13 protein-coding genes are annotated in these 20903 nt (G+C 52.9%); 5 read left to right on the top strand and 8 right to left on the bottom strand.

Annotation, left to right across the window (positions count from 1 at the left end):
* The first annotated feature begins 38 nt into the window (after positions 1–38).
* Entirely contained in the window at positions 39–3185 is a 3147-nt protein-coding gene (locus IEW09_RS16405; RefSeq protein ID WP_188555343.1) for a TonB-dependent receptor, read from the top strand.
* A 133-nt stretch (positions 3186–3318) separates the two neighbouring features.
* On the top strand, positions 3319–5628 hold the full coding sequence (locus IEW09_RS16400) for a hypothetical protein (protein WP_188555342.1): 2310 nt from the start codon (positions 3319–3321) through the stop codon (positions 5626–5628).
* Positions 5629–5737: 109 nt separating this feature from the next.
* Here the strand turns inward: IEW09_RS16400 and IEW09_RS18810 are convergent, their stop codons facing one another.
* The 7 genes from IEW09_RS18810 to IEW09_RS16370 all read right to left on the bottom strand — a co-directional run bounded on the left by IEW09_RS18810 (position 5738) and on the right by IEW09_RS16370 (position 12684).
* Positions 5738–5866, bottom strand: a complete 129-nt coding sequence (locus IEW09_RS18810) for a hypothetical protein (RefSeq protein ID WP_263369202.1) — start codon at positions 5864–5866, stop codon at positions 5738–5740.
* Positions 5867–5911: 45 nt separating this feature from the next.
* Positions 5912–7843, bottom strand: coding sequence for an asparagine synthase-related protein (locus IEW09_RS16395; RefSeq protein ID WP_188555341.1), 1932 nt, complete (start codon positions 7841–7843; stop codon positions 5912–5914).
* Positions 7844–7858: 15 nt separating this feature from the next.
* On the bottom strand, positions 7859–8233 hold the full coding sequence (locus IEW09_RS16390) for a lasso peptide biosynthesis B2 protein (protein WP_188555340.1): 375 nt from the start codon (positions 8231–8233) through the stop codon (positions 7859–7861).
* Positions 8230–10251 (bottom strand): prolyl oligopeptidase family serine peptidase, encoded by a 2022-nt coding sequence (locus IEW09_RS16385; protein ID WP_188555339.1) that lies wholly within the window; start codon positions 10249–10251, stop codon positions 8230–8232. Before IEW09_RS16385 ends, IEW09_RS16390 begins: the two co-directional genes overlap by 4 nt.
* On the bottom strand, positions 10242–11606 hold the full coding sequence (locus IEW09_RS16380) for an aminoglycoside phosphotransferase family protein (RefSeq protein WP_188555338.1): 1365 nt from the start codon (positions 11604–11606) through the stop codon (positions 10242–10244). Before IEW09_RS16380 ends, IEW09_RS16385 begins: the two co-directional genes overlap by 10 nt.
* Complete coding sequence (locus IEW09_RS16375) at positions 11603–11878, bottom strand: PqqD family protein (protein WP_188555337.1); 276 nt, start codon at positions 11876–11878, stop codon at positions 11603–11605. Before IEW09_RS16375 ends, IEW09_RS16380 begins: the two co-directional genes overlap by 4 nt.
* A gap of 308 nt (positions 11879–12186) precedes the next feature.
* Positions 12187–12684 carry a helix-turn-helix domain-containing protein gene (locus tag IEW09_RS16370; protein ID WP_188555336.1) on the bottom strand — a complete coding sequence of 166 codons (498 nt, stop codon included), beginning with the start codon at positions 12682–12684 and terminating at the stop codon, positions 12187–12189.
* 558 nt (positions 12685–13242) lie between these two features.
* Here IEW09_RS16370 and IEW09_RS16365 point away from each other — a divergent pair.
* A complete protein-coding gene (locus IEW09_RS16365; RefSeq protein WP_188555335.1) occupies positions 13243–15114 on the top strand; it encodes an ABC transporter ATP-binding protein in 1872 nt (623 codons plus the stop codon).
* A 281-nt stretch (positions 15115–15395) separates the two neighbouring features.
* On the opposite strand, the gene IEW09_RS16360 is transcribed toward IEW09_RS16365, so the two are convergent.
* Positions 15396–16259 carry a PAS domain-containing protein gene (locus IEW09_RS16360; protein WP_188555334.1) on the bottom strand — a complete coding sequence of 288 codons (864 nt, stop codon included), beginning with the start codon at positions 16257–16259 and terminating at the stop codon, positions 15396–15398.
* A gap of 715 nt (positions 16260–16974) precedes the next feature.
* Between IEW09_RS16360 and IEW09_RS16355 the strand changes: the two genes are divergently transcribed.
* Both IEW09_RS16355 and IEW09_RS16350 read left to right on the top strand, forming a co-directional pair.
* Positions 16975–19551, top strand: a complete 2577-nt coding sequence (locus IEW09_RS16355; RefSeq protein ID WP_188555333.1) for a CHAT domain-containing protein — start codon at positions 16975–16977, stop codon at positions 19549–19551.
* A complete protein-coding gene (locus tag IEW09_RS16350; RefSeq protein ID WP_188555332.1) occupies positions 19542–20855 on the top strand; it encodes a S41 family peptidase in 1314 nt (437 codons plus the stop codon). The genes IEW09_RS16355 and IEW09_RS16350 overlap by 10 nt, the downstream gene beginning before the upstream one ends.
* Positions 20856–20903: the final 48 nt, after the last annotated feature.

Raw genomic sequence — 20903 nt, 5'->3', positions numbered from 1 at the left:
ACGATTTTGAATCAGGCTCACAGAGCCTCAGGAGACGTATGCCCAATTTTGCCCGACTTGCTAGTAAGCTCTTCCTTTGCGCAATTGCAATTACCGCATCCCTGACACCATCTCGAGTATTTGCTGATGCGAGCTCTGCCAGTCTTGCCGTCGCAGTGACTGATCCGAGCGGCGCAGTGATTCGCGATGCTTCTGTTGACCTCCGTAATACCGAAACGAATCAGGTTCAGCATTCGGTCAGCAGCGCGAGTGGAAATGCTGTATTTCCATTTCTGAAGCCCGGTCATTATTCACTTCTAATCGCTAAAACTGGTTTTGCTGATCTTACTGTCGCTGACATAACCCTCAATGTCGGCGACAACAAACAATTACACCTCGCCATGAAAGTGGGTAGCGCGGCGCAGCAGGTCACCGTCAATGGCAGTGGACTAACAATCAATACAACCGACGCTTCAGTGAGCACGGTAGTCGACCGTAATTTTGTCGCCAACATGCCCCTCAACGGGAGGAGCTTTCAGGACCTCATCTCCATGACGCCAGGAGTGGTAACGACATCGCCACAGGTCGCCAACCAAAGCCCAGGATTGAATGGAGGTTTTTCTATCAATGGACAGCGCACCGATACCAACTATTACACGGTGGACGGCGTTTCAGCCAACACCAACAGTGGTACGGGACGAGGGGGACCGGAACCCGCACAAGGTGGTGCTATCGCAGCCGGCACAGCTCTCGGAACAACGCAAACTCTGCTCTCTGTAGATTCGCTCCAAGAGTTCCGTGTGGAGAGCAGTACATACTCGGCGGAGTTTGGGCGAGGCCCAGGTGGGCAGGTCAGCTTCGTTAGCCGCGGGGGGACAAATGTTCTTCATGGGACGGCGTCTGAATACTTCCGGAACGGATGGTTCGATGCCAATGACTGGTTCAATGACGAGTTGGGACAGCCTAAGGAAGAACTCCATCAAAATGACTTCGGAGGAACTCTTGGAGGTCCCGTATGGATTCCGAGACTTTACAACGGCACAGACAAGACCTTCTTCTTTGTATCGTATGAAGGGTTACGCCTAGATGAGCCAGTAGCTGCCTCTACGGAATACGTTCCGGACGAATACATGCGCCAGCAGGCAACACCGGTCCTGCAGCCATTTCTGAACGCGTTTCCCAAACAGAGCTCTAATGGTATCGACTATGGAACGGCGCAGTCTCCCAACCTTGCGGAGTTCTTTGAGGGGTACTCCGTACCCGGATCAATCAACTCAACCAGTGTTCGCCTCGATCACACATTCTCTCCACGCCTGACTTCGTTCTTCCGTTTCAGCGACACGCCCAGTTCCATTAATTCAAGGCCATCCGGCATTTCACAAACGGAAACGGACACCGTTACATCGCAGACTTACACCCTGGGTACCACGTTCCAGGTATTGAATGACCTCACTAATGAGCTTCGCCTCGGGTACACCACAGGGACAACTACCGTGCATATTGGCCTCGATGACTTTGGCGCTGCGGTTCCGTTTTCAATGGCAACTGCAATGAACCTTACACCTGCCTCGCCCAACAATTCTCCCGAGATAGATTTGATCTTCGCTGGAGTTGGCAACGCAACGCTATCGACAGGGGGCACGAGTGGAGACACAGAGCAATGGAATCTCACTGATGGCACAACGCTGCAAATCCACAAGCATCAAATTCGGTTCGGGCTGGACTATCGCAGGCTACGGTCGGGGCGGAATCCAGAGCCAGTTTATGGCGACGTGGGCTACGAGAGTATGCCAAGCCTTACGCAAAACGCCGCAGATTACGCCTATGCAGTCCGCTATCTCAATGGTGTGTCAATCTATAACCAATTGGCTCTCTACGGGCAGGATCAGTGGAAGATAAGTCCGGCACTAACACTGTCATACGGCCTGCGCTGGGAAGTGGATCCACCCCCGCACAGCGGCAATGAGAATAAGCCCTACATCGTTCTTGGCGATTTGACGAATCCTGACAGCCTCACCCCCTCGGCTCCTGGGGCGCCGCTGTGGCATACACCGTGGCTCAATTTCGCCCCGCGCATTGGCGCCGCATGGCAGGTTCATCGCACCCCGGGACACGAAACCGTACTGCGTGCCGGTGGCGGCGTGTTTTTCGACACGGACAATGAGGCTGCAAATTACGCTTTTGCCACGGCCGGATATGAGGCGGTCGGGTTTTACTCGGGCGTTCCAATGCCATTTACCGCTGCACAGCAGAATCTCGCAATAGATTCTCCGCCATACTTTGAGGCGATGTACTACCCCCGACACCTGCAACTACCGTATACAAACGAGTGGAACGTAGCATTGGAGCAGTCGCTCAGTTCGACGCAGACATTTACTTTGTCTTACGTCGCTTCGTCCGGCCGGAGGCTTATACAGTCCCAGGAATTGTACCCATCGAGCTCGACATTCGAGAGCATTCTCTATATTCCTGGGGCGGGCGTAACATCCAACTATCAGGGTCTGCAGGCGAAGTTCCAACGACAAGTATCGACGGGCGTGAATGCTCTTGTCTCCTATACCTGGTCTCACTCTCTGGACTATGGAAGTAATTACGCGTCACTCCCACTGACCTACGGAAACTCCGACTTCGATGTGAGAAACAATCTCCAGGCGGCCCTCACATGGAGTCTGCCGTCTGTAAATGCGCCGAACCTTGCAGCTCACATAATCAACGGCTGGGGAGTTGACAGCCATTTTATGGCTAGGACGGGCTTCCCAATCACATTGGAAGGCAACTATACGACAGACTTGGCAACGGGTTCGGGATACTACACCAATGTCAACGTGGTCTCCGGCATTCCTCTATATCTCTACGGTTCAGAGTATCCAGGGGGGCGAATTCTGAATCGAGCTGCCTTCACGTTGCCAACAGGCTCGGAACAGGGCACTGCGGCCCGAAACTTTGTACGCGGTTTTGGAGCAGAACAGTGGAATGTGGCTGTCCGCCGCGCTTTCCCGGTCAACGAACGTGTTAGCTTCCAATTCCGCGCGGAAGCATTCAATGTGTTGAATCACCCAAATTTTGGTTACGTGTGGCCTTACCTAAGCTATGCAAATTTTGGGTATGCCACTCAAATGCTGAATGAAAGCCTCGGCACTGTGGCTTCTCAGTACCAACAAGGTGGTCCGCGTTCGATGCAGTTCGCTTTGAAGCTTCTATTCTGAGCTTCATCCACCGTACCGCTCACGTCGAGCCGTGCACAAAAGCAAGCGAGCCCGATCAGGCCCGCTACTTCTCGGTTCTGCATGGCTTCGCCGCGACATCACGCTTGCTCAAAACACAGTTAAGGAAATAATCATGGCACTTTGGCGCGCAACCTCATTAGCCAGAAGTTTCGCATTTGCGCTCGGTTTTAGCGTCCTCTGCATACAAGGATCCCTCTCTGAATCTGGAGTTGGCAAAAGACCTGTAACAGTTCAAGACATGATCGAGATGACTACCCCCGGTGAAGATCTTTATGTGGGGGGTATTTTTCAAAAGGAAAAGATCGCCAGCTTCTCGCCGGATAGAACGCATTTCATCATCGTCCTCAAGCGGGGCGACCTGGCGGATAATGCGGTGCACTATGAAATCAGGTTGTTTGACGCAGCAGCAGCTATGAAAGCCAATGGCGGGACAATCATCTTAGAGCGGGACAGCTCAACAAACCGACCTGCTCTGGAACAGGTCAAATGGGCTGACAACGACACGCTGACCTTCATCGCACGAGGTTCGCGAGAACGCTCGGCTGTGTATTCAATGGATATCTACACTCGAACATTGAAACCTCTCGCTCAAAGTGACGGGAACATATACAGCTACGCAATAGACGCTGATAAGAGAATCATTACGTTCTTGGCGCAGCAGAAAAGCGACAACACCCTGACAGCAGAAGAGCAGCACGAAGGTGTCGATATCAGTACGCAATCACTCTTTGGATTATTGACAAACAGGTACCACTTCGATGAGGACTTTTTCGCTGATCTTTATGTTCGATCGTTGGTTACAGGCAAAGGACGGCGGATCGTAGCAATAGGTCGGATCCTTGCCTGGCAACCGTTGGCTCTTTCACCGGACGGCAAACATCTTGTCGTCGAAACGTACATTTCCCACGATCTCCCGCCTATCTGGAACCACTATCTGGACCCGATGCTGCTTTCACAATTGAATGTTGTGCGTCACGATACTTCACAGCTGTTTGTAGGAGAATTCCTGTTGGTGGATCTCAAAACGGGGAGCAGTCGACCTTTGTTGAACTCTCCAACTCCGATGGGAGTTCAACCTGATGTCCTCTGGTCTCCAGACAGTAAATCTGTGGCACTGGCCGGCATATTCCTACCGTTAGACGCTTCAAATCAAATATCAGATGAGGTTCGACGCAGAACCAAATTTGTGGCAGAAGTGTCCATTGAGTCAGGTAAGGTTAGCCCAATCAGCACTGAAGCGGTCGAACTGTTGAAATGGGAGAAAGGCTCGGATCGGCTGTTTACCCGAAAAGGGCGTTGGGAAGCCGGTGACGTCGACGCCGGTGCCGACATAGTCTTCTCAAAGCACAACGCCGAATGGCACGTGGACAGTAGTGTCTGCGCAGAAATGGAACGAAGCAGTTCGGTATCTGTCACCCTGAAGCAAGGGATGAACGAGCCGCCAAAAGTTATTGCAACCGATACCGAAACAGGGCTACGGCATGTTGTCCTTGATCTCAATCCTCAATTTCAGCGCCTCGAATTCGGCCGGGTCGAAGATCTGGGACACATCAATAACCGCGACATACCCGTCGATGCAGGTATCTACTTGCCCGTTGGATACGTGAGCGGAAAGAAATACCCCCTCATCATTCAAACGCACGGCTGGGATCCGGAGCAGTTCTGGATTGACGGCCCCTTCACGACGGCCGCAGCAGCTCAGGTCTTTGCAGGACATGGATTCGTTGTTGCGCAGGTTGCACAGAATAGAAATGACAAGAATACCCTCCCCAATATACGGGAAGAGGCTGCAAACTATGACGCCTTGATCGACATTCTTGTTCGAAGGGGTATGGTCGATGAATCACGGATCGGAATCATTGGATTCAGCGTTACAGGTTGGGGGGTAAAGTATGCCCTGACGCACTCCAGGTATCATTTTGCAGCAGCGACGCTAGCTGACCCTAGCGATGGTGGATATTTCAAATACCTCGCGCTCCTCAACTCGTTCCCAGCCATGGGGAACATCTTGGAGAGGATTAACGGAGGACTTCCTGTTGGCGACGGAATTCAGAAATGGATAGCGACAGGGCTGGGTTTCGGAGTAGAACGAATCACGACACCTCTCAGGCTAGAGACCAATGCGCCAGAAAGCCTCTTTTCTAATTGGGAAACATTTACCTTGCTTCAGCGCCTGAACAGTCCGGTCGATTTCGTACTGATCCCGGATGGTGATCATGTCCTTATAAAACCGTGGAACCGATTGGCTTCTCAAGGGGGCAATGTCGACTGGTTTCGATTCTGGCTGCAGGGTTACGCAGATCCAAACCCTGAGAAGACCCGTCAGTATCACCGCTGGGAGGGGCTGTGTAGTTTACAACGGTCGACGTCTAAGGAACTGCCTTCACAATGTATAGAAGCAACCCACAATAGATTACATTGACGAACTTAAAAGGCACTTCTCGACCATCTAATCATCAATGGCACCCGCTATACCTTGATACAACCGCGCTGCCGCGGCTCTGAAGAGGAGTCGCGGCAGCGCAAGTTGGCTATTCGTTGTCTTCGTAGCTTGGCGAAGTGATCCGCTGCTCATTGTCCGTGCTTACGCCTGCCTTCGAACCTTTGATTGCAGCGGTTGCACGGGTGACGTTGAGGATTTGTGGTTTGTTGTAACGCATGGTGATTCTCCTTTGTTTGAATTACCGTTGTAATCCAGCAGATCTTCACTGGATGTGCATCGGGACTTGTTGAGGGTGCAAGGCATCTGCTCGCATCCCTAGTGAGGTCGACGCGAAGTGAGGAGCCTTCGTGCTGAATCTGGTGTGAAGCCAGGACTCGATTTCCATCGTTCGATAGATCGCATGGATCCACTTTGGATCCTGTGATGAGCACACATGGTTGACAATATTCGTAAAGAGTGTGCGATCGACGATTCCAAGCTCGGCGGACATCTTGAGATGGAATAAGGGGGGATCTGACATTCTGGCAGAGATCAACTCTGCCAGGGGGCCGCGACCGACGACACCCTTTTGTCCGCGCTCGAGAATCATCTCTGGAACGATACCCACGAGTGCTTTTCTCATGAGATATCTACGTCGACCTGGACGTACGAGTTGATCTCGCGGAAGGCTGAAGGCAAAGTTCACTAGTTCTTGGTCAAGATAGGGGTAGCGATATTCATATCTTGTGAAATGGTCTGGTTGGCAGGATGGCAAGGTTTCAAGCAGAGATATCCATGCAGCGCGGTTCGAGATCAATGTTGGATTGTCGTCACTTCCGCAGCTGTCAAGAAGCTGCCGCAACATGTCATCCTTTTGTTGTTCATTGTGATGCCGTAACCACGGTGGCCGAGTTATCTCCAATAGGGCAGATGGATCATATCGCGCGCGGTAACAAAATAGTGCACCACCGAAGAGGATCCGCCATATGAGCGTGTCTTTTGCTAGGGCCCACTCAAGACTTCGCCGCATAAGGGGAGCAATTGCCCCTGCTCTCCAGAGATCTGCAATTTCGGGGATCGGGTCAGGATTTCCTCCAAGCACCTCGTCACCTCCGATACCCGAGACAATGGCCCGATAGCCTCGATCGGCTATAGCGGGTTTAATCGCGAGCTCGACTGCGATGCTCCGTTTGCTAATGCCTGGAGCTGTCATCCAGTCCTCGGCTTCGGCGGGAGACAGGAAGCAACCCTCATAATTCGGTAGAGTTATACGGCAAGTGCTTTTCCCCCTCTGGCGCTCTACAGAAGCAAAATAAGGCTCCTCATTCCAGGACGGTTCCCTGTCGCTATAAAAGGAGATGGTGTCCAGAAGTGACAGGGGTGAACGGCTCCGTCTCTTGTAGCGGTCCGACATGCACGTTATCGCACTTGAATCCATCCCACCGCTGAGCTCGAGAATCGGAGCATTGTACCCTTCCGTTCTGCGCACCACCGCACGTTCCAGTAATTCCAGAAAGACGGAGACATATTCTTGCTCTACTTGGCACCTTACAATCGGGCTCTCCGCACAGCGCCAGTGCATGTACGTTGTGAGGTGATCCGATTTGATGCAGACTACCTGTCCGGGGCCGACTTGCCGGATATGCCTGTAAGGGCTGTGAGGCAACAATGGTGCTCCGGAGATGTAGCGCTGGATGTACTCCATGTCGATGTCGGCATCCGCGATATCGTCCCTAAACGCATCGAGGTAGGTGGCCCACTTATATTTGCCAGCGCGTTCACAAAGATAGAGCGGCCGTGTTCCTGCATGATCCCGGACCAGATATAGTTCCTGTGTGGTTGCAGACCAGAGCGCGATAGACCATTCTCCGATGAAATGCGAGAAACAGTCAGAGCCCCATTTTGCGAACGCGGCCAAGATGGTTATGGAGTCAGAAGATGAACCGTTCAGCTCTAGGGCGTTTTGCAGATCTTTGTAATTATCGATACGGCCGTCCACGGCGACAAGGTCTCCACGCGCATTTTCGAGAGGGACAGATTCGAGGGTGGATCGATCATGCGTATAGAAAGGTTGAAAGCCCATACCAACTCTTCCGGAAAATTTCAGATATGTTCCGTCGACGGCATAGCGGGAGGTTGGCGCCGACATGCTTTCGAGGTCTTCGTACGCAACCATGCCGTCTATCTTGAGGAGAATCCCGAAGATTGTGCTCATATTCGCCTCGCTCGTCTAATAACGCTCCAAGACCTGATAGCGGTGAATCACGTAAGGTTTGTCGTTGACGACTGTGCCATCGATCTCAACCCAGGCATGGGTGACCTGCGGCATAAACGTTGCTCCGATGACGAGTTCTCCCGGGAAACCATGCCGACGGAGCAGGTAGGTGGTTACGATGGAACGCTGCAAACACCAAACGTCTTTGAAATATAAGACCGAAGCAGTCTTCACAGCCTGGACGATCCCGGCGCTGGTGAAGGACGATGGGGAGTGTGGGGACGATACCGACTTGCGAAGACAAAATCGCGTCCCTTTGAAGCCGAACGTGCGGCTAACCAGATCCCACAGCAGGAGAAGGAACCACGATCGGACAATGAGGATTGTCATGATCCATCGCCTCGCTTTTGGTCAACAGCCAGCTCCCTGCAGAGAAATGTAACCCGCCGTGCGATTGCCTCACGCCTCAAGGTATAGTTCAGACCTGAGCGATGGCCTCGCTCGGGCAGGTAATCTACGAGGACTGGGCTACGCTGTGCAGAGCGCCCAAGAAGACGAGCCACCATCTTTCTCACGTGTGCGGGGTTACAGCGATCATCCGCATCCCCGGTAACAAACAACGTCGGAGGAAAATTCGTATCTTCAGCGATATGGTGATATGGGGAATAGGCATAGAGTGCTGCAAATTCCCGTGGGTTTGCTATTGACCCATACTCACTGACCCATGTGGCGGCCCGATCAAAGCGCTCATAGCGCACCATATCCAAAAGGGGCCCCATACATACCACGCAGCAGAATAGATCCGGCCGCTGTGTCATCGCTACGGCGACAAGAAGGCCTCCATTAGAACCGCCATAGAGAGCGAGTCGGCCCGGGTCCGCAATTGACTCCGCGATCAGCCACTCGGCTGCGGCAAGGAAATCATTGAAGCCGGCCTGGCGATCCTCACGGAGCGAGCTGCGATGCCATTCCTTGCCCAGCTCCGAGCCGCCTCGAATTCCCGGTATCGCAACAATGACGCCTGCTTCTAAAAGAATGGCTATTGCTACTGAGAAGTGAGGAGTGGAGGAGACTCCGAATCCCCCGTAGCTCACGAGGAGAACGGGGCTGGGTTGGGAAACCCGGTGAGAAGAACTTTTGAGAAGGGCTACTGGCACCTCTCTTCCGTCAAACGAATGATATGCTGTCTGCTTGACGTGAAGAGGTGGAACTGCTCCGGATGCTTCCGGGAAAACAGGCCTCAGCTCCGGCTCGCCAGTGATGTGTTCGAAGATGTTTGGTGGATGAACAGGCGATTGAATTGACAAGAAACACGCATGGTCGATGCAAGGTTGTGCGATGAGCTTTACGGATGGCATTACGACACTTTCCGGTAGAGCCACTTCGCCAAGAAACTCTCCCTGCAGCGACCATTCCTCGATGGAAGTTGAGAACCGATCTGCGTAGGCTACATAGACGCTGCCGCCAACGAAAAGAATGTCTTGGATGAGCTTCTGGGAAGCTGGAACGATGACTGATGTGAAGCCGTCTGCGCAACGGAGCTCGGCCAACTGTCCATTCGGCGCATTGCTGTCCGTCAGTAGGAAAATGCGACCGCAATGCAGATAAGGAGCATAAAGCCCGGTCTGCACTTGCGCCATAGATACCCAATCGTTTGGCCGTGCACGCTCCGCGAGGTAAATGTCAACCAATCGTTCGCCATCGATGAATCGGCTATAGACAGCTGCAAAATGATGATCATCTGCAAGCAGGCCTAGATTGCTGCCACTAGCTTGTGGCGTCCGGAATAGCTCGAGATCCTGTTCAGAAGGAGTTCCCATGGAGTGATACCGGATTGAGTGATCGCGGGAGCCATCCAACGGTTGCCGGCTGTAGTAAAAGCCATCGCCTTCACCATCAAAGGAAAACCCTCTCGAGAGCCCACTAGGCAGTGTATCGGGGAGCATTACTCCGGTGATCGAGTTGAGAAGATGGATCTCTGCGGTGTCCGTTCCAGTTGTTCGTAATTCATATGCAAGAAGTGAACCATCGTGTGAGACTGCATGGATGGAAACCGAAGCAGATGGCCCGTAAATGGACGAATCCAACAGGACGCGTTCTCTCTGTTTGTCAGCATCTATGACACAGATAGACGAATGCTCTTCCTGTCGCCGACGATAGAAGAGCCGCCCAGCAGTGCGAACCGGCTCCTCATACGATTCCACTGGTAGATGTCTTCGCACGCGATCGCGGTATTCCGGCAGGCAGGATTTGCTCTCGAAATATTGCTCGAAAGTCCGGTTCTGATTCTTGATCCATGCGTCTGTCTCCGGCAATTGGCGATCTTCTAGCCAACGATACGGGTCTGAGATCGATACACCGTGGAGAATGTCAGTCGCAGTTGATCTTTCACTGCAGTTCAGTGGCATAGGACACCTTCCAATGCGAGGGCAGCCTTATCCATGTGGCGTGCGATACCACGCGCATATCGCTCACGGTTCGGGTCGAGAAGCCCCTGCGAAGCCAACCAGCCCCCTCGTCCATATAGGTGAGAAACAAGCGCGAGCATAGGCGCTAATCGTATTGCTCGATTGATCTGCTCTTCAGTGAGGGCAGCACCCCAGCAGTGCTTATATGCCTGGTCCGTCATGCTGAGGCGGTCTACATGGCCATCGCTTTTGGCGATGAGCGCACGCAGGTGCTGGTATGTGTAAAACGGATTTCCCCATCCGGCCTCCGCCCAGTCAATGAACTTGCATTTCTCTCCATCGATCAGAATGTTTCCTGGGGTGAAGTCATTATGGATCAGCGTGCTCGGAATCCTGAGCTCTGACATTTCATCAAAGGCATCCTTCACGATTGCGTGAAGCTCGTGAAGCCGTGAGGCTGTGAGTTGCGGCGCTTTGGTCGAGGTCTGCTTTGCCATCGCTGCGATGAGAAACTCGAAGAACATGGGCAAATCCCGCTCGAGACCGCCATTGCTCTGGTCAAAACAACCCGCGTCCAATATCGCTCTGCCACAATCGATGGAACTGATTTGAAGCTTCGCCAGAGTAGTCGCAGCCGCCACGAAGTCTTCTGCTGGTGCCGATTCACTTAATCGGTGTCCTGCATCTTCCATTACCCAAGCAGTCCACTCCGCTCTTGTCGCAACAATACGCGGCAAGAATCGTGACAAGCAGTCGGTTAGGGTTACAGTCACCGGAAACTCATGAAGATTTGGCTCTCCTACCGCCTTTAACCAGTAGGGTCGCCCATAAAGGTTGCCGAGCGACACGAGAAGGAACGGGCCGCTCACGTTGAATTGCTGGAACCTGCCATCGAAGCGAAATGTGCGGCTCGAGATCTGCGACGAAAGCCACTCGATAACGTCATTCATCCAGCCGTGCTTCGCGAACGGGCCGTGCCCTGTCTGAGCACCCGTCAAAATCGCAGCCAAGCATTCGCGAGTTGAACGCCCGACTTCCTTGTCTCCGAGACTGTCTACGTCGACCCATATGGCGTTCAAAATATTCTTTATTGCGACGTCCGATCCATATGCTTCCGCGAAGACACACGATGGATCATCTTGTTCGGCGAGGGAAAACATAAGAATTACTGCGGTTATTCCCCAGGTGTTTTCAATCGATCGTGCAATCTCTTCCGCAGGGCGCGTCCACTTGGGAATCTCAACTTCGGGTAGCCGCCTGCAACCATTCACCCTGACCATGAGACACCGCTGCCCATCAGGAGATAAGAGGACAAGACGGTAAACGTCACTCTCGAGTTGTGGCAAGAGCTTCATTTGGTTCGCCGGCCTGAAGAATCTACAAGAAGGTGTCGTGCAAAGAGGTCCGCGAGAAATTCCTGAACGTCGCGTTCAACAACCTCTGGCATAGCTCCAGTATCAGTGACCAGATCAAGAACAATCGATTCGACGCTCTGCCCCTTGCCAAGTCGATCCCAAATATAACCACCGATCGGATCAATCGAGATGACGAGGTTTTGTTTCGCATCCAGGATGACGGCACCATCAGTGGTGACGACAGAAGTGAGCTGAGGGCTGGGAGCGAGCATGGGAGCCTCCTCTAAGGAGGGCGAGACGCATTGGTCGCACTGCTGCGCCGTGAAATGGACTGCGAGACGTCCGTCTTACGTAGGGGCGCCCTTTGCCTGCAATCCTTGACGGCTACATATCGGACTGAGAAATGCTGCTGCCCGAAGTGTGGCTACTGCGCGACGCTGTCCGGAAGTTGCTCGAGAGGACAGCTGTCGGCCCAACTGTGAGGCTTAGTCTGTCACCTGGATTTCTAGGTTGCAAGAAAAACCGCTACGCAGGATGCGACAAAATGCGGAGTGCATGCAGTCAATCGGCCGACATGGCGCTACAGTGAGGAGGGCGGATGATTCTCTTGGTCAGCGCGTAGCTGAGCTGCTTTCCGATCTGCGCGGCGGTGTTCTTTCTCGGCCCATTTGGCAGGTGGTTCATGCATAAGCTTCTCGAAAAAGCGAGTGAACTCGGGCTCGCGATCATACCCAATGTGCTTCGCGATCACGCTCATCTTTTCGCCTCGCATAACACGCAACAAGAATTTCGCAAAGTCGAGCCTTGCTTCAAGGTGAAAGTCGACCATCGCCTTTTTGTATTTCTTCGCAAAGTTGCGCTGAAGTGTTTTCATCCCTATGCCGAGTTCGGCAGCCACGACGTACAGGCGCAACTTTACTGCGCCGTGAGAATCGTTGATGAGGTATTGCATGAACTCCTCTGGCCGCTCGAGAAGGATTGCATGAAGTTTGTCCTCGGGATTCGCTCTTGTGTCTCGGATCAGGTCGATCAGCTTGCGTTCGGGTTCGGATAGCGAATCTTGTGAGGGCGTCGGCACAATTATGTCCTCATAAGGAAACTGGGAGGCACAAAAAAAACCATGACAACAGTTATTGATCGCGCGACGCGGCCGACAGATGCTTTTTTCTCGGCTAGGTTCCAGAAATGGGTATTCGTTAAGTCTATAAATCTTCATCTACAACCTTCGGCTGATTACATTCACCAAGAGAGTTATCTCCGTAGACTGCGAACGGAAACTCCTTCGCAAACCCATGCTAATCCTGCTGTGGACTCTATCTGGTATCTGACCTGGAGGTCGGTCGCATCGGGTTTGGGAGGAGGTCACCATCAGCTGATGAGCCTTACATCGCGTCGGGCCTCCCGTAAACCTTCCGGTCTGCAGAGGCCAATAATGCTGCATCCACTTCAGATAAGACAGTCGAATAACCAAGCTGTCAAGGTTACGCAAAACCATATTGCCTATAAGCAATATGCACACAAAATCATTGCTCTCACGAGCAGATGCTGCAATAAGGGGCGGCGCAAAAGGAACGGAAGACGCGATGTAAGAACTTTCTGATTTGTTGAGACTTGAGGACAAAAGAATGCAGTGAATATGGAGTCCCATTTCGAATGTGCTGAGCCGCCTTGTCATGAGCAGGCAATCTCCGAAAAAAGCACGCCTGCATGGCTATGGGAGCGCCTGACGCCATACAAGCTGAGGATGTTTCTTGCGTTGGCCGCCACGCTGACGGCAGGCCTACTCGGCACCCTTGACCCCCTGCTCATACGACACCTTGTGGACAAGGATATTCTTGAACATCGGCGGTTCGAGGCTGTCTCTGTCGGGGCCCTGATTGCGCTCTGCTATCTCGCTCGAGTTGTCGTTGGGGGACAGGCGTCACTGCTCAGTTTTCGTACAACACAATCGTTGAGCCAGGATCTGCGGGTGGGTCTGCTACGACACATGACCATACTGTCGGCAGACTGGCACGAGCGCACATTCTTGGGCGAAAAGATGGCGCGGGTAGAACAAGATGTGCAGCAGGTTGCCGAGTTCGGATCTGACGCCGCAAATGTGTCCTTTCGCAGCGTCGTGTTCTTCGTCGTAAATCTCGTAGTCATGCTCTCTCTGAATTGGCGCATGGCGCTCACGATCGTGCCATTGTTTCCTATATTCCATTGGGTGAGAACCCAATTTCGAAGCCATATTCGGGACTGTGCCAATACGGCGCAGGCCAGCGTAGGGCGGGCGTCCGGTGTTGTTGCCGAGCACCTCGGCGCCGTTCCACAAATTCAATTGCTGGGCGCAGAAGAAAGACAGCTGTCAAGAGTCGTGGTCGCATGGTCTCAAATGGTTGAGGCGCAATGGCAGCAAAGACGATCTGAAATTGCTTTCACTGTTGCAGTCACTGCCGTGATGGCAATTGCGATTCTGGCAGTACTTGAAGTGGGCATTCACGAATATCAAACCAAAGCGCTCAGCATTGGTACGTTCTTTGCGTTTTATACATACATCACGAGGATCTTTGATCCAATATCGAGCGCAATGGAGCTTTACTCAAGAACGCAGCGGGTGAATGCCAGTATCCGACGTATACGCGAGGTGCTTCAGTCCAGACCAAGCGTCTGTGACGATGGATCGATCAGCGTGGTTCCGAATCCATTGCAATCGGGTCTGACCTGTCAGGATGTGTGCTTTTCCTATTCTGGCGATACCAGAGTCTTAAAGCGTGTTTCGTTCCATATCGAGCCGGAAGAGTGTCTAGCGATCGCAGGAAAAAGCGGCTGCGGCAAGTCTACACTTTCTCGGCTGCTCGCCAGAATGGCCGAGCCCACGGCCGGCACGATATGGCTTGAGGGAAGGCAGATTCGCGATTACACCCTGCAGAGTCTGCGCCGGGCTATCTGTTATGTACCACAGCATCCAGTCCTGTTCTCGGGAACACTACGCGAGAATCTTCTGTTTGGAAATCCCAAGACGAATGACGAGGAATTATCCGAGATCGTGGACCTCGTGCAGCTACGGCCCATCGTCGCGAACTTGATGCTGGGGCTGGACACACCTCTCGGCCCGGAAGCAGTTGCACTGTCCGGCGGTGAGCGTCAGCGCGTAGCCTTGGCGAGGGGAATCTTAAGGAAAACGCCGATATTGCTTTTGGACGAAGCAACATCGGCACTTGACCTTCCGACCGAGCACGCCATTCTTAATGCTCTGGCGCACAGAGATACGAGACAAACTCTCATCATCATTTCTCACCGTCTCCGTTCGCTGTTGTGGGCTGATCGCATCATTCTCTTCGATGCCGGAGAAATTGACTCGGCGGGCACGCATACTTTCCTCTATCGCCACAGCCCCCTCTATCGCAGCTTACTCGAGCACGAGGCAGAGTCGGACACGCATGAAGAATTGACGCTGTCTTTCGAGGATGCGCTGTTGCCCGACCTGATCAAAACCAATAATCCTATCGGCAAATCAACAGTGTAAGGTCTGAAGAAACTCGGAGGGGAGTGACCCGGAGGAAGTGGCTCGACGATGCTGACGTAATCAGCTTGACTCGCCAGTCCCTCCTCGCACTAGCGAAGCAATGATCCTGCACCGCAATAATTGACCGCTTTTGTCATAGAATCGCTTGTTCACTTCGTAGGTGGTCTATTCCCAGCTGCAAATTCGAGGATTTTCATTCGGTTGCGTGCATGATCTCATGGGCTTGACGTCAAATCAAATGCTGGAAACTTCAAGTGATTGCCCGTTGGTGTTCAGCAATCCTACGGCTGTCGGCACATTCTCAAATCTGGCTGAGAAGGCAAGCTCTCCGGAACCTGGGGCTCTTGGAGACCAGATGACTCGTTCACGCGCTGGCAGACATAGGCAAACTGCTTTCCGCCGCTCGCCTGTTCGTCAGGTAATACATAGACGCCGCCATGGATCTGGATGAAACCGTCAGATCTTCGATCGGGAATCCTGAGCCAGACAGATGGCAGAGATCCATGCAATGGCAAGTGAGAAAGCTCGGGCACGATCCTCTGGTGATCTTCTGGAAAAACAAAATCGAGAAGGTTAAGAGATGCTTGTGGTGATTTGATGTCAATCCCCAAGACTTCCCGCGCAGTATCATTGAGGAAATGGATCCGATGTCCTTCGTCGGTGAGACAGACAAAATCACCACATCTCGTGGCGATAAACTGCAGTGTGCTCGGGGATAGATCCGGAGAAGAGTTCGAATCGTCCTTTACTGCAAGCCCTACAAGGCCGGCCGGGTTGCCATTATCATCCGTTAAAGGAACCCCAGAAATACGGACGTTGATTTCTGATCCGTCCTTGCGAATCCGCACTGCCCTGACATTCCGGAACTCACGGCCAGACCTCAAGCCTTGCTCAAGTTCGTGCCAGGTTTCCAGTTCACGATCGGGTATCGGAAGCGGCCGGCCTTTGAGTTCTTCAAAGCTCCACCCATAAAGAGCTTCAAATGCTGCATTGCAATATTCGACGATTCGTTCCCGTCCAAAGAGCACAAGGGGAATGGGCGCCCAGTGGACGATCCGGCGAAGAAACACGATTTCAACCATAGCTTCGGCGAAGCGCCGGTTCTTTAGGGCGATGAAACCTACCACAGCGAGACATGCGCTCATAAGCAGTCCTAGACGGAGGCACGATCCCAGCGTGAGTTGCCCATTCGTAATTTGCGCAGCAAAGAGCACCAACACAATACAGGTCGTAGTTAGTCCGGGACCACTTCCCCCGGTCCACACCGCCGCTAGAGTTGCGCACAAGACAACCCAGACGGGATCGAGTGGAAATCCCGCATGTTTCAGCACAACTGTCATGCCAAACGCCCCGCAGCCCACAAGAACCGCCGTAATATATGCAATCTCTCTTGAAACCCGGAACGAGAGCGGAACTCGGGTGGCGGGAAGCGCCGATTGTCTCTTCATCAGGACAAGAGTCCTCCCTACGATAGTGAGCGGCTTCGGCCAAGCGTTGCGAATTTTGACTGAAAAACTTTCGGCCTAAACACGCTTCCAAAGTGGCTGATGGTAAAAGATCGTGGGCACGCAAGCCGGGAGTCAGCCGACGCGAAATGCTGCCGACAAATAACGCGAGGTCTCGCCGCCTCTTTTTTCATGCTGGCTTACGTCGAGCAGGGCGTTAACCGGGCGTCGTTGACAATAATACATAAACGATTTACCAGCAAGGCCAGCTCACATTTTGCTTATAAGCAAGTTTGAACGAATTTCGGTGACGTATTTCCTCTCTCGCACCAGACTGCAGTAGGCACTGTTTCGTGACTAGGCGTCCCCTGGAGGCCCGCGTGGTGAGCATGTACGAGGATCGTCGATGAGGAGATTGAGGGTCGCAACGAAGGTCTACGTCATTCTTGCTGCCGTGTGTGCAATTTCTGCCGCGATGCTGCTGCACCGCTATCGCATCACCGATGGGAGCAGCGCTGAGGATCTTCTCTCGGCGGCCGACCGGCTTGCTTGGAATAACGACTGGATGGGTGCAACACCCATCTATCACCGAGCGGAACTGCTGTTTCTTCAGGAGCATCGACCTTCTCAGGCCCTCTATGCCCATGTGAGCCAAATGATTCCCAGGGCGGATTGGGATCCAACGCCTTCTCTTCTCATCGAGCTCAATCAGGATCTTACTCTTCCTGCCGCTCAGGCCGCGGAGACTCGCCTCCGCATCCTGACAATAGAAGGAATGATCGAGACAAACTATGATGCCGGCATAGCAGAACAAACATGGGAGAAAGTGCAGGATATCGCCATGCGACAAGGACACTACTTGCTGGCGATGCGGGCGGTAGGGGAGCGCGGCATCTGTGAGTTTTTCCTCGGCGATCTGGCGGGCGCAAAAAAACTAGTGTTGCGCGCTTGGATTGTTGCAAAGTACCTACACGATCCTGCGGCTCACGTTCGCTACGCCAGCGTGTATGGTGCTGGGCTTGTAGAGCTACACCATTATCAGGAAGCTCTTCGAGCACTCGACGAAGCGATCACCACTGCTCGCACGTCACCTGGAGTGGCCTACCCAACCATCGCCATCAACTCGAAAATCGATGCGCTTCGAGGTCTGGGACGTTATCAAGAAGCTCTTGCTTTGGCAAATGACGCTATAGAGCACCTACCAACCAGAAATTTAGATGCCCATCTGCTACAAATCATGAACGCAAAGGGCCAGGTGTACGAGGCCCAGGGAGAGTGGCCGGATGCAATTACAGAGTTCTCCTCCGCGCTCGAATACTCACAGAAACTGAAATCATGGAGAGCGATAACCGTAACTGCGGCCCTCCTCGCAGAGGCCTATGAGCATCAAGCGCAATTGGATGCGGCCTTGAAGAACATCGATCTTGCGATCGATGCAAATGCTCATCTTTCGGAGGAGATGTACTACAGCCCACGCAATCTGGCAATCAAGGCAGAAATTCTGGACAAGATGAACAGGCGGGCTGAAGCGGAGCTGTTTTACGAGAAAAGCTCTACTCTCATCAACTCACTTTTGGCTACAGCGCCGACCCAAACCGTTGAGCGAGATCTGCTGACAGAGATGAGAGATGTCTACTCCGGCGCATTCGACCTGCTCTGCAGACAGGGCAAGCTTGCGGATGCGTTTTCTATGATCGAATCTGCGCACGGACGTATTGAGGCACAGGCGCTCGAACATCACACAATCGCAACTCCACATGAGCCCTCCCCGATAGAAAGCCGAATAAAGCAACTAAATCTCGAGCTGATTCAAACGGACAACCCCGGCGTCAAACAGGAGTTGGAAAAGGCCTTAGAGAATGCAGATCACGATGGTGATCCGCCCCTTGCGACCGAGGTAGCCAGAAGCCCACTTCCTCTGAAGTCGATACAGGAAAATCTCAAGCCATCGGAAATCCTGCTCGAATACGTTTTAGGCGAGCCGCTATCTCACGTAGTGGTCGTCACGAACTCCGGAGTGCGAGCGTATGGACTCCCGCCAGAGAGTGAAATCAGCCAGGCGGTAATTCGGTATGAGAAGTCTATCCATGCACGCGCAGAGGACAAAGAGAGCGCAGCGCTTCTGTTCGAGCAATTGTTACGCCCCATTGTCGAATACAGAGCGAAGACGAATGTCATTGTGGTCCCGGACGGAGAACTAAATCGCCTGCCTTTTGCGGCTCTTTGGGACAGCAGCCGTTACGCGCTTGTCGATCATGTCTTCAGCGTCAGCCCATCGGCCACCGTGCTTGCCTTATTACGAGGCCGAAAGCCGCCTCCGGCTCTTGAGGTGCGCAAATTCGTGGGCGTAGCCGCCAGTACCGAACAACGTCAATATCCCGCCAACTTACTGTTGTCAGACACCGCTTTGGCTGAGCCAAGTGAATTTGTCTCTATTCCGGAAAGCAAGCGAGAGGTGGAGACGATAGCTAAAGGCTTCGGAAGCTCTGCTACGGTGCTTGTGGGGCAAGCAGCAACGCTCACGACATTTTCACACCTTCCACTCGATCAGTACCAAGTAATTCATCTCGCGTTGCATGGTTATGCGAATGTTCAATTCCCGGATCAGTCGGCCTTGGTGTTTGTGCCCGATGACAAAGATCCCACCGATGGGCGCCTGACTGTCCAACAAGTACGTCGAATGCACCTAAGGGCGACCCTGGTTACCCTTTCTGCATGCAATACAGGCGATGGTCCGATTGGCGAAGCGGATGTGGCCAACTTAGGCAATGCGTTTCTCGAGGCCGGTGCCGACAGCGTGGTCATGTCTCTGTGGGAGCTTGAGGACCGAAGTACTGAGCTACTGATGACTTCTTTTTACAACAATCTAGAGCAAGGTAAGTCAAAGGCAGAAGCGCTGCGAAATGCTCAATTGATGGTTGAGCGAAAAGGGTTGATGCCATACTACTGGGCTAGTGTCGAACTCGTAGGAGACCCATCTCAATGGATTTGAAAGCACTTCTGATCCGGATTCGCAGAATGCGTCAAACTCGCATGACCACCAAGCGACGTGAAAAGGTTCTTGATTCTTTGTCCGCACAGGTTGCTAGCAAACTCTTTGATCCAGAGAAAAAGGGAGGTCAATGGGCAACCGCCCTGGGCGACCATCGCAGCGCGATCTTGGCAGCGACCTCCGAGCAAGAATTCGAACGCGAGGTCTTAATGGTTTTGCTCACGTTAGGCATATCGCACGTGGGCTTCTACCACGAAGACTTAACGCGCTGCACTGCAAAGATGGCGCTAGCCTCCACCTATGTACCACAAGCATTCAGAGGAGAACAATATTGGACGTTTCAGGACGTACACGCGGGCGGTCCCGCTGCAAAAGCAGGAATTCGGCCAGGTGACATCCTGCTCTCCGTTGATGATCGCAGCTATCGCCCTTTTGAGCATCCTCATTTTTCGATGGGATCGACCGTATCAGTTGAAGTCATTTCGCGCGCCAACCACCAAGAAACCAAACACGTGACGATTCCTCTTGTTGCACCAAAGAGTGGACAGCTTCCATATATCGAGCCGGACCCTCTCGTCCAGACGCGTCGCTTAGCTCATGACACGGGTTACATCAAGATTTGCGCATATCCAGGCGCCATAGGCGTGGACATTGCAAACGACATCTCGAAATCGCTCAAGACGTTGGGGGACATACGGCGCCTAATCATTGACCTCAGAGGCAACACGGGCGGAGGAATTGGAATATTGCGACTGATGAGCTATCTTTCCCCAGTCAGCCTACCGGCCGGCATATTTCAGCATGGAAAATTGACAGCGACCTCACAGATTAGTGATCAGGGTTTCCTGCTAGATCGGATTCCGCGCAACACCCTAGAGCGATATTTATTGACTGTGCGTTATTTCGCGATGTTGGGAGCGCGATGCATAACGCGACGTCGCCTGCCGGTCACTTTGGCTACAGAGAGTCTTGGTCCGCAGCCATTCCATAATCGCATCGTGCTCTTGATCAATCAGCACACGGCGAGTGCCAATGAAATATTGCTTGCATTTGCCAAAGAGAACAAGCTCGCTATCATCGTAGGCGAAGCAAGCCCTGGTCGCCTTCTGGCCGGAGATAAAATCAAGCTCCCGTATGGCTATCGGCTTACTCTTCCCGTAGGGGAGTTGAGAACCGCCCAGGGTAACAACGTTGAGGGCAACCCAATTGCACCGCATGTGCCGGTACCTTTTGATCCGGAGCTCGCCCGAGAAGGTCACGACAATCAGTTGAAAGTGGCGTTGGATGTAGTTTCCAAACTCTAAGGCGGACTTCAGCGTATAGGGCGTATAGAATGTCGCATCCTGCGAATC

It is taken from the genome of Edaphobacter dinghuensis (assembly GCF_014640335.1).
GTDB lineage: Bacteria > Acidobacteriota > Terriglobia > Terriglobales > Acidobacteriaceae > Edaphobacter > Edaphobacter dinghuensis.
The sequence above is the reverse complement of the archived record's forward strand: the minus strand, read 5'-3'. Positions and strand labels throughout refer to the sequence as shown.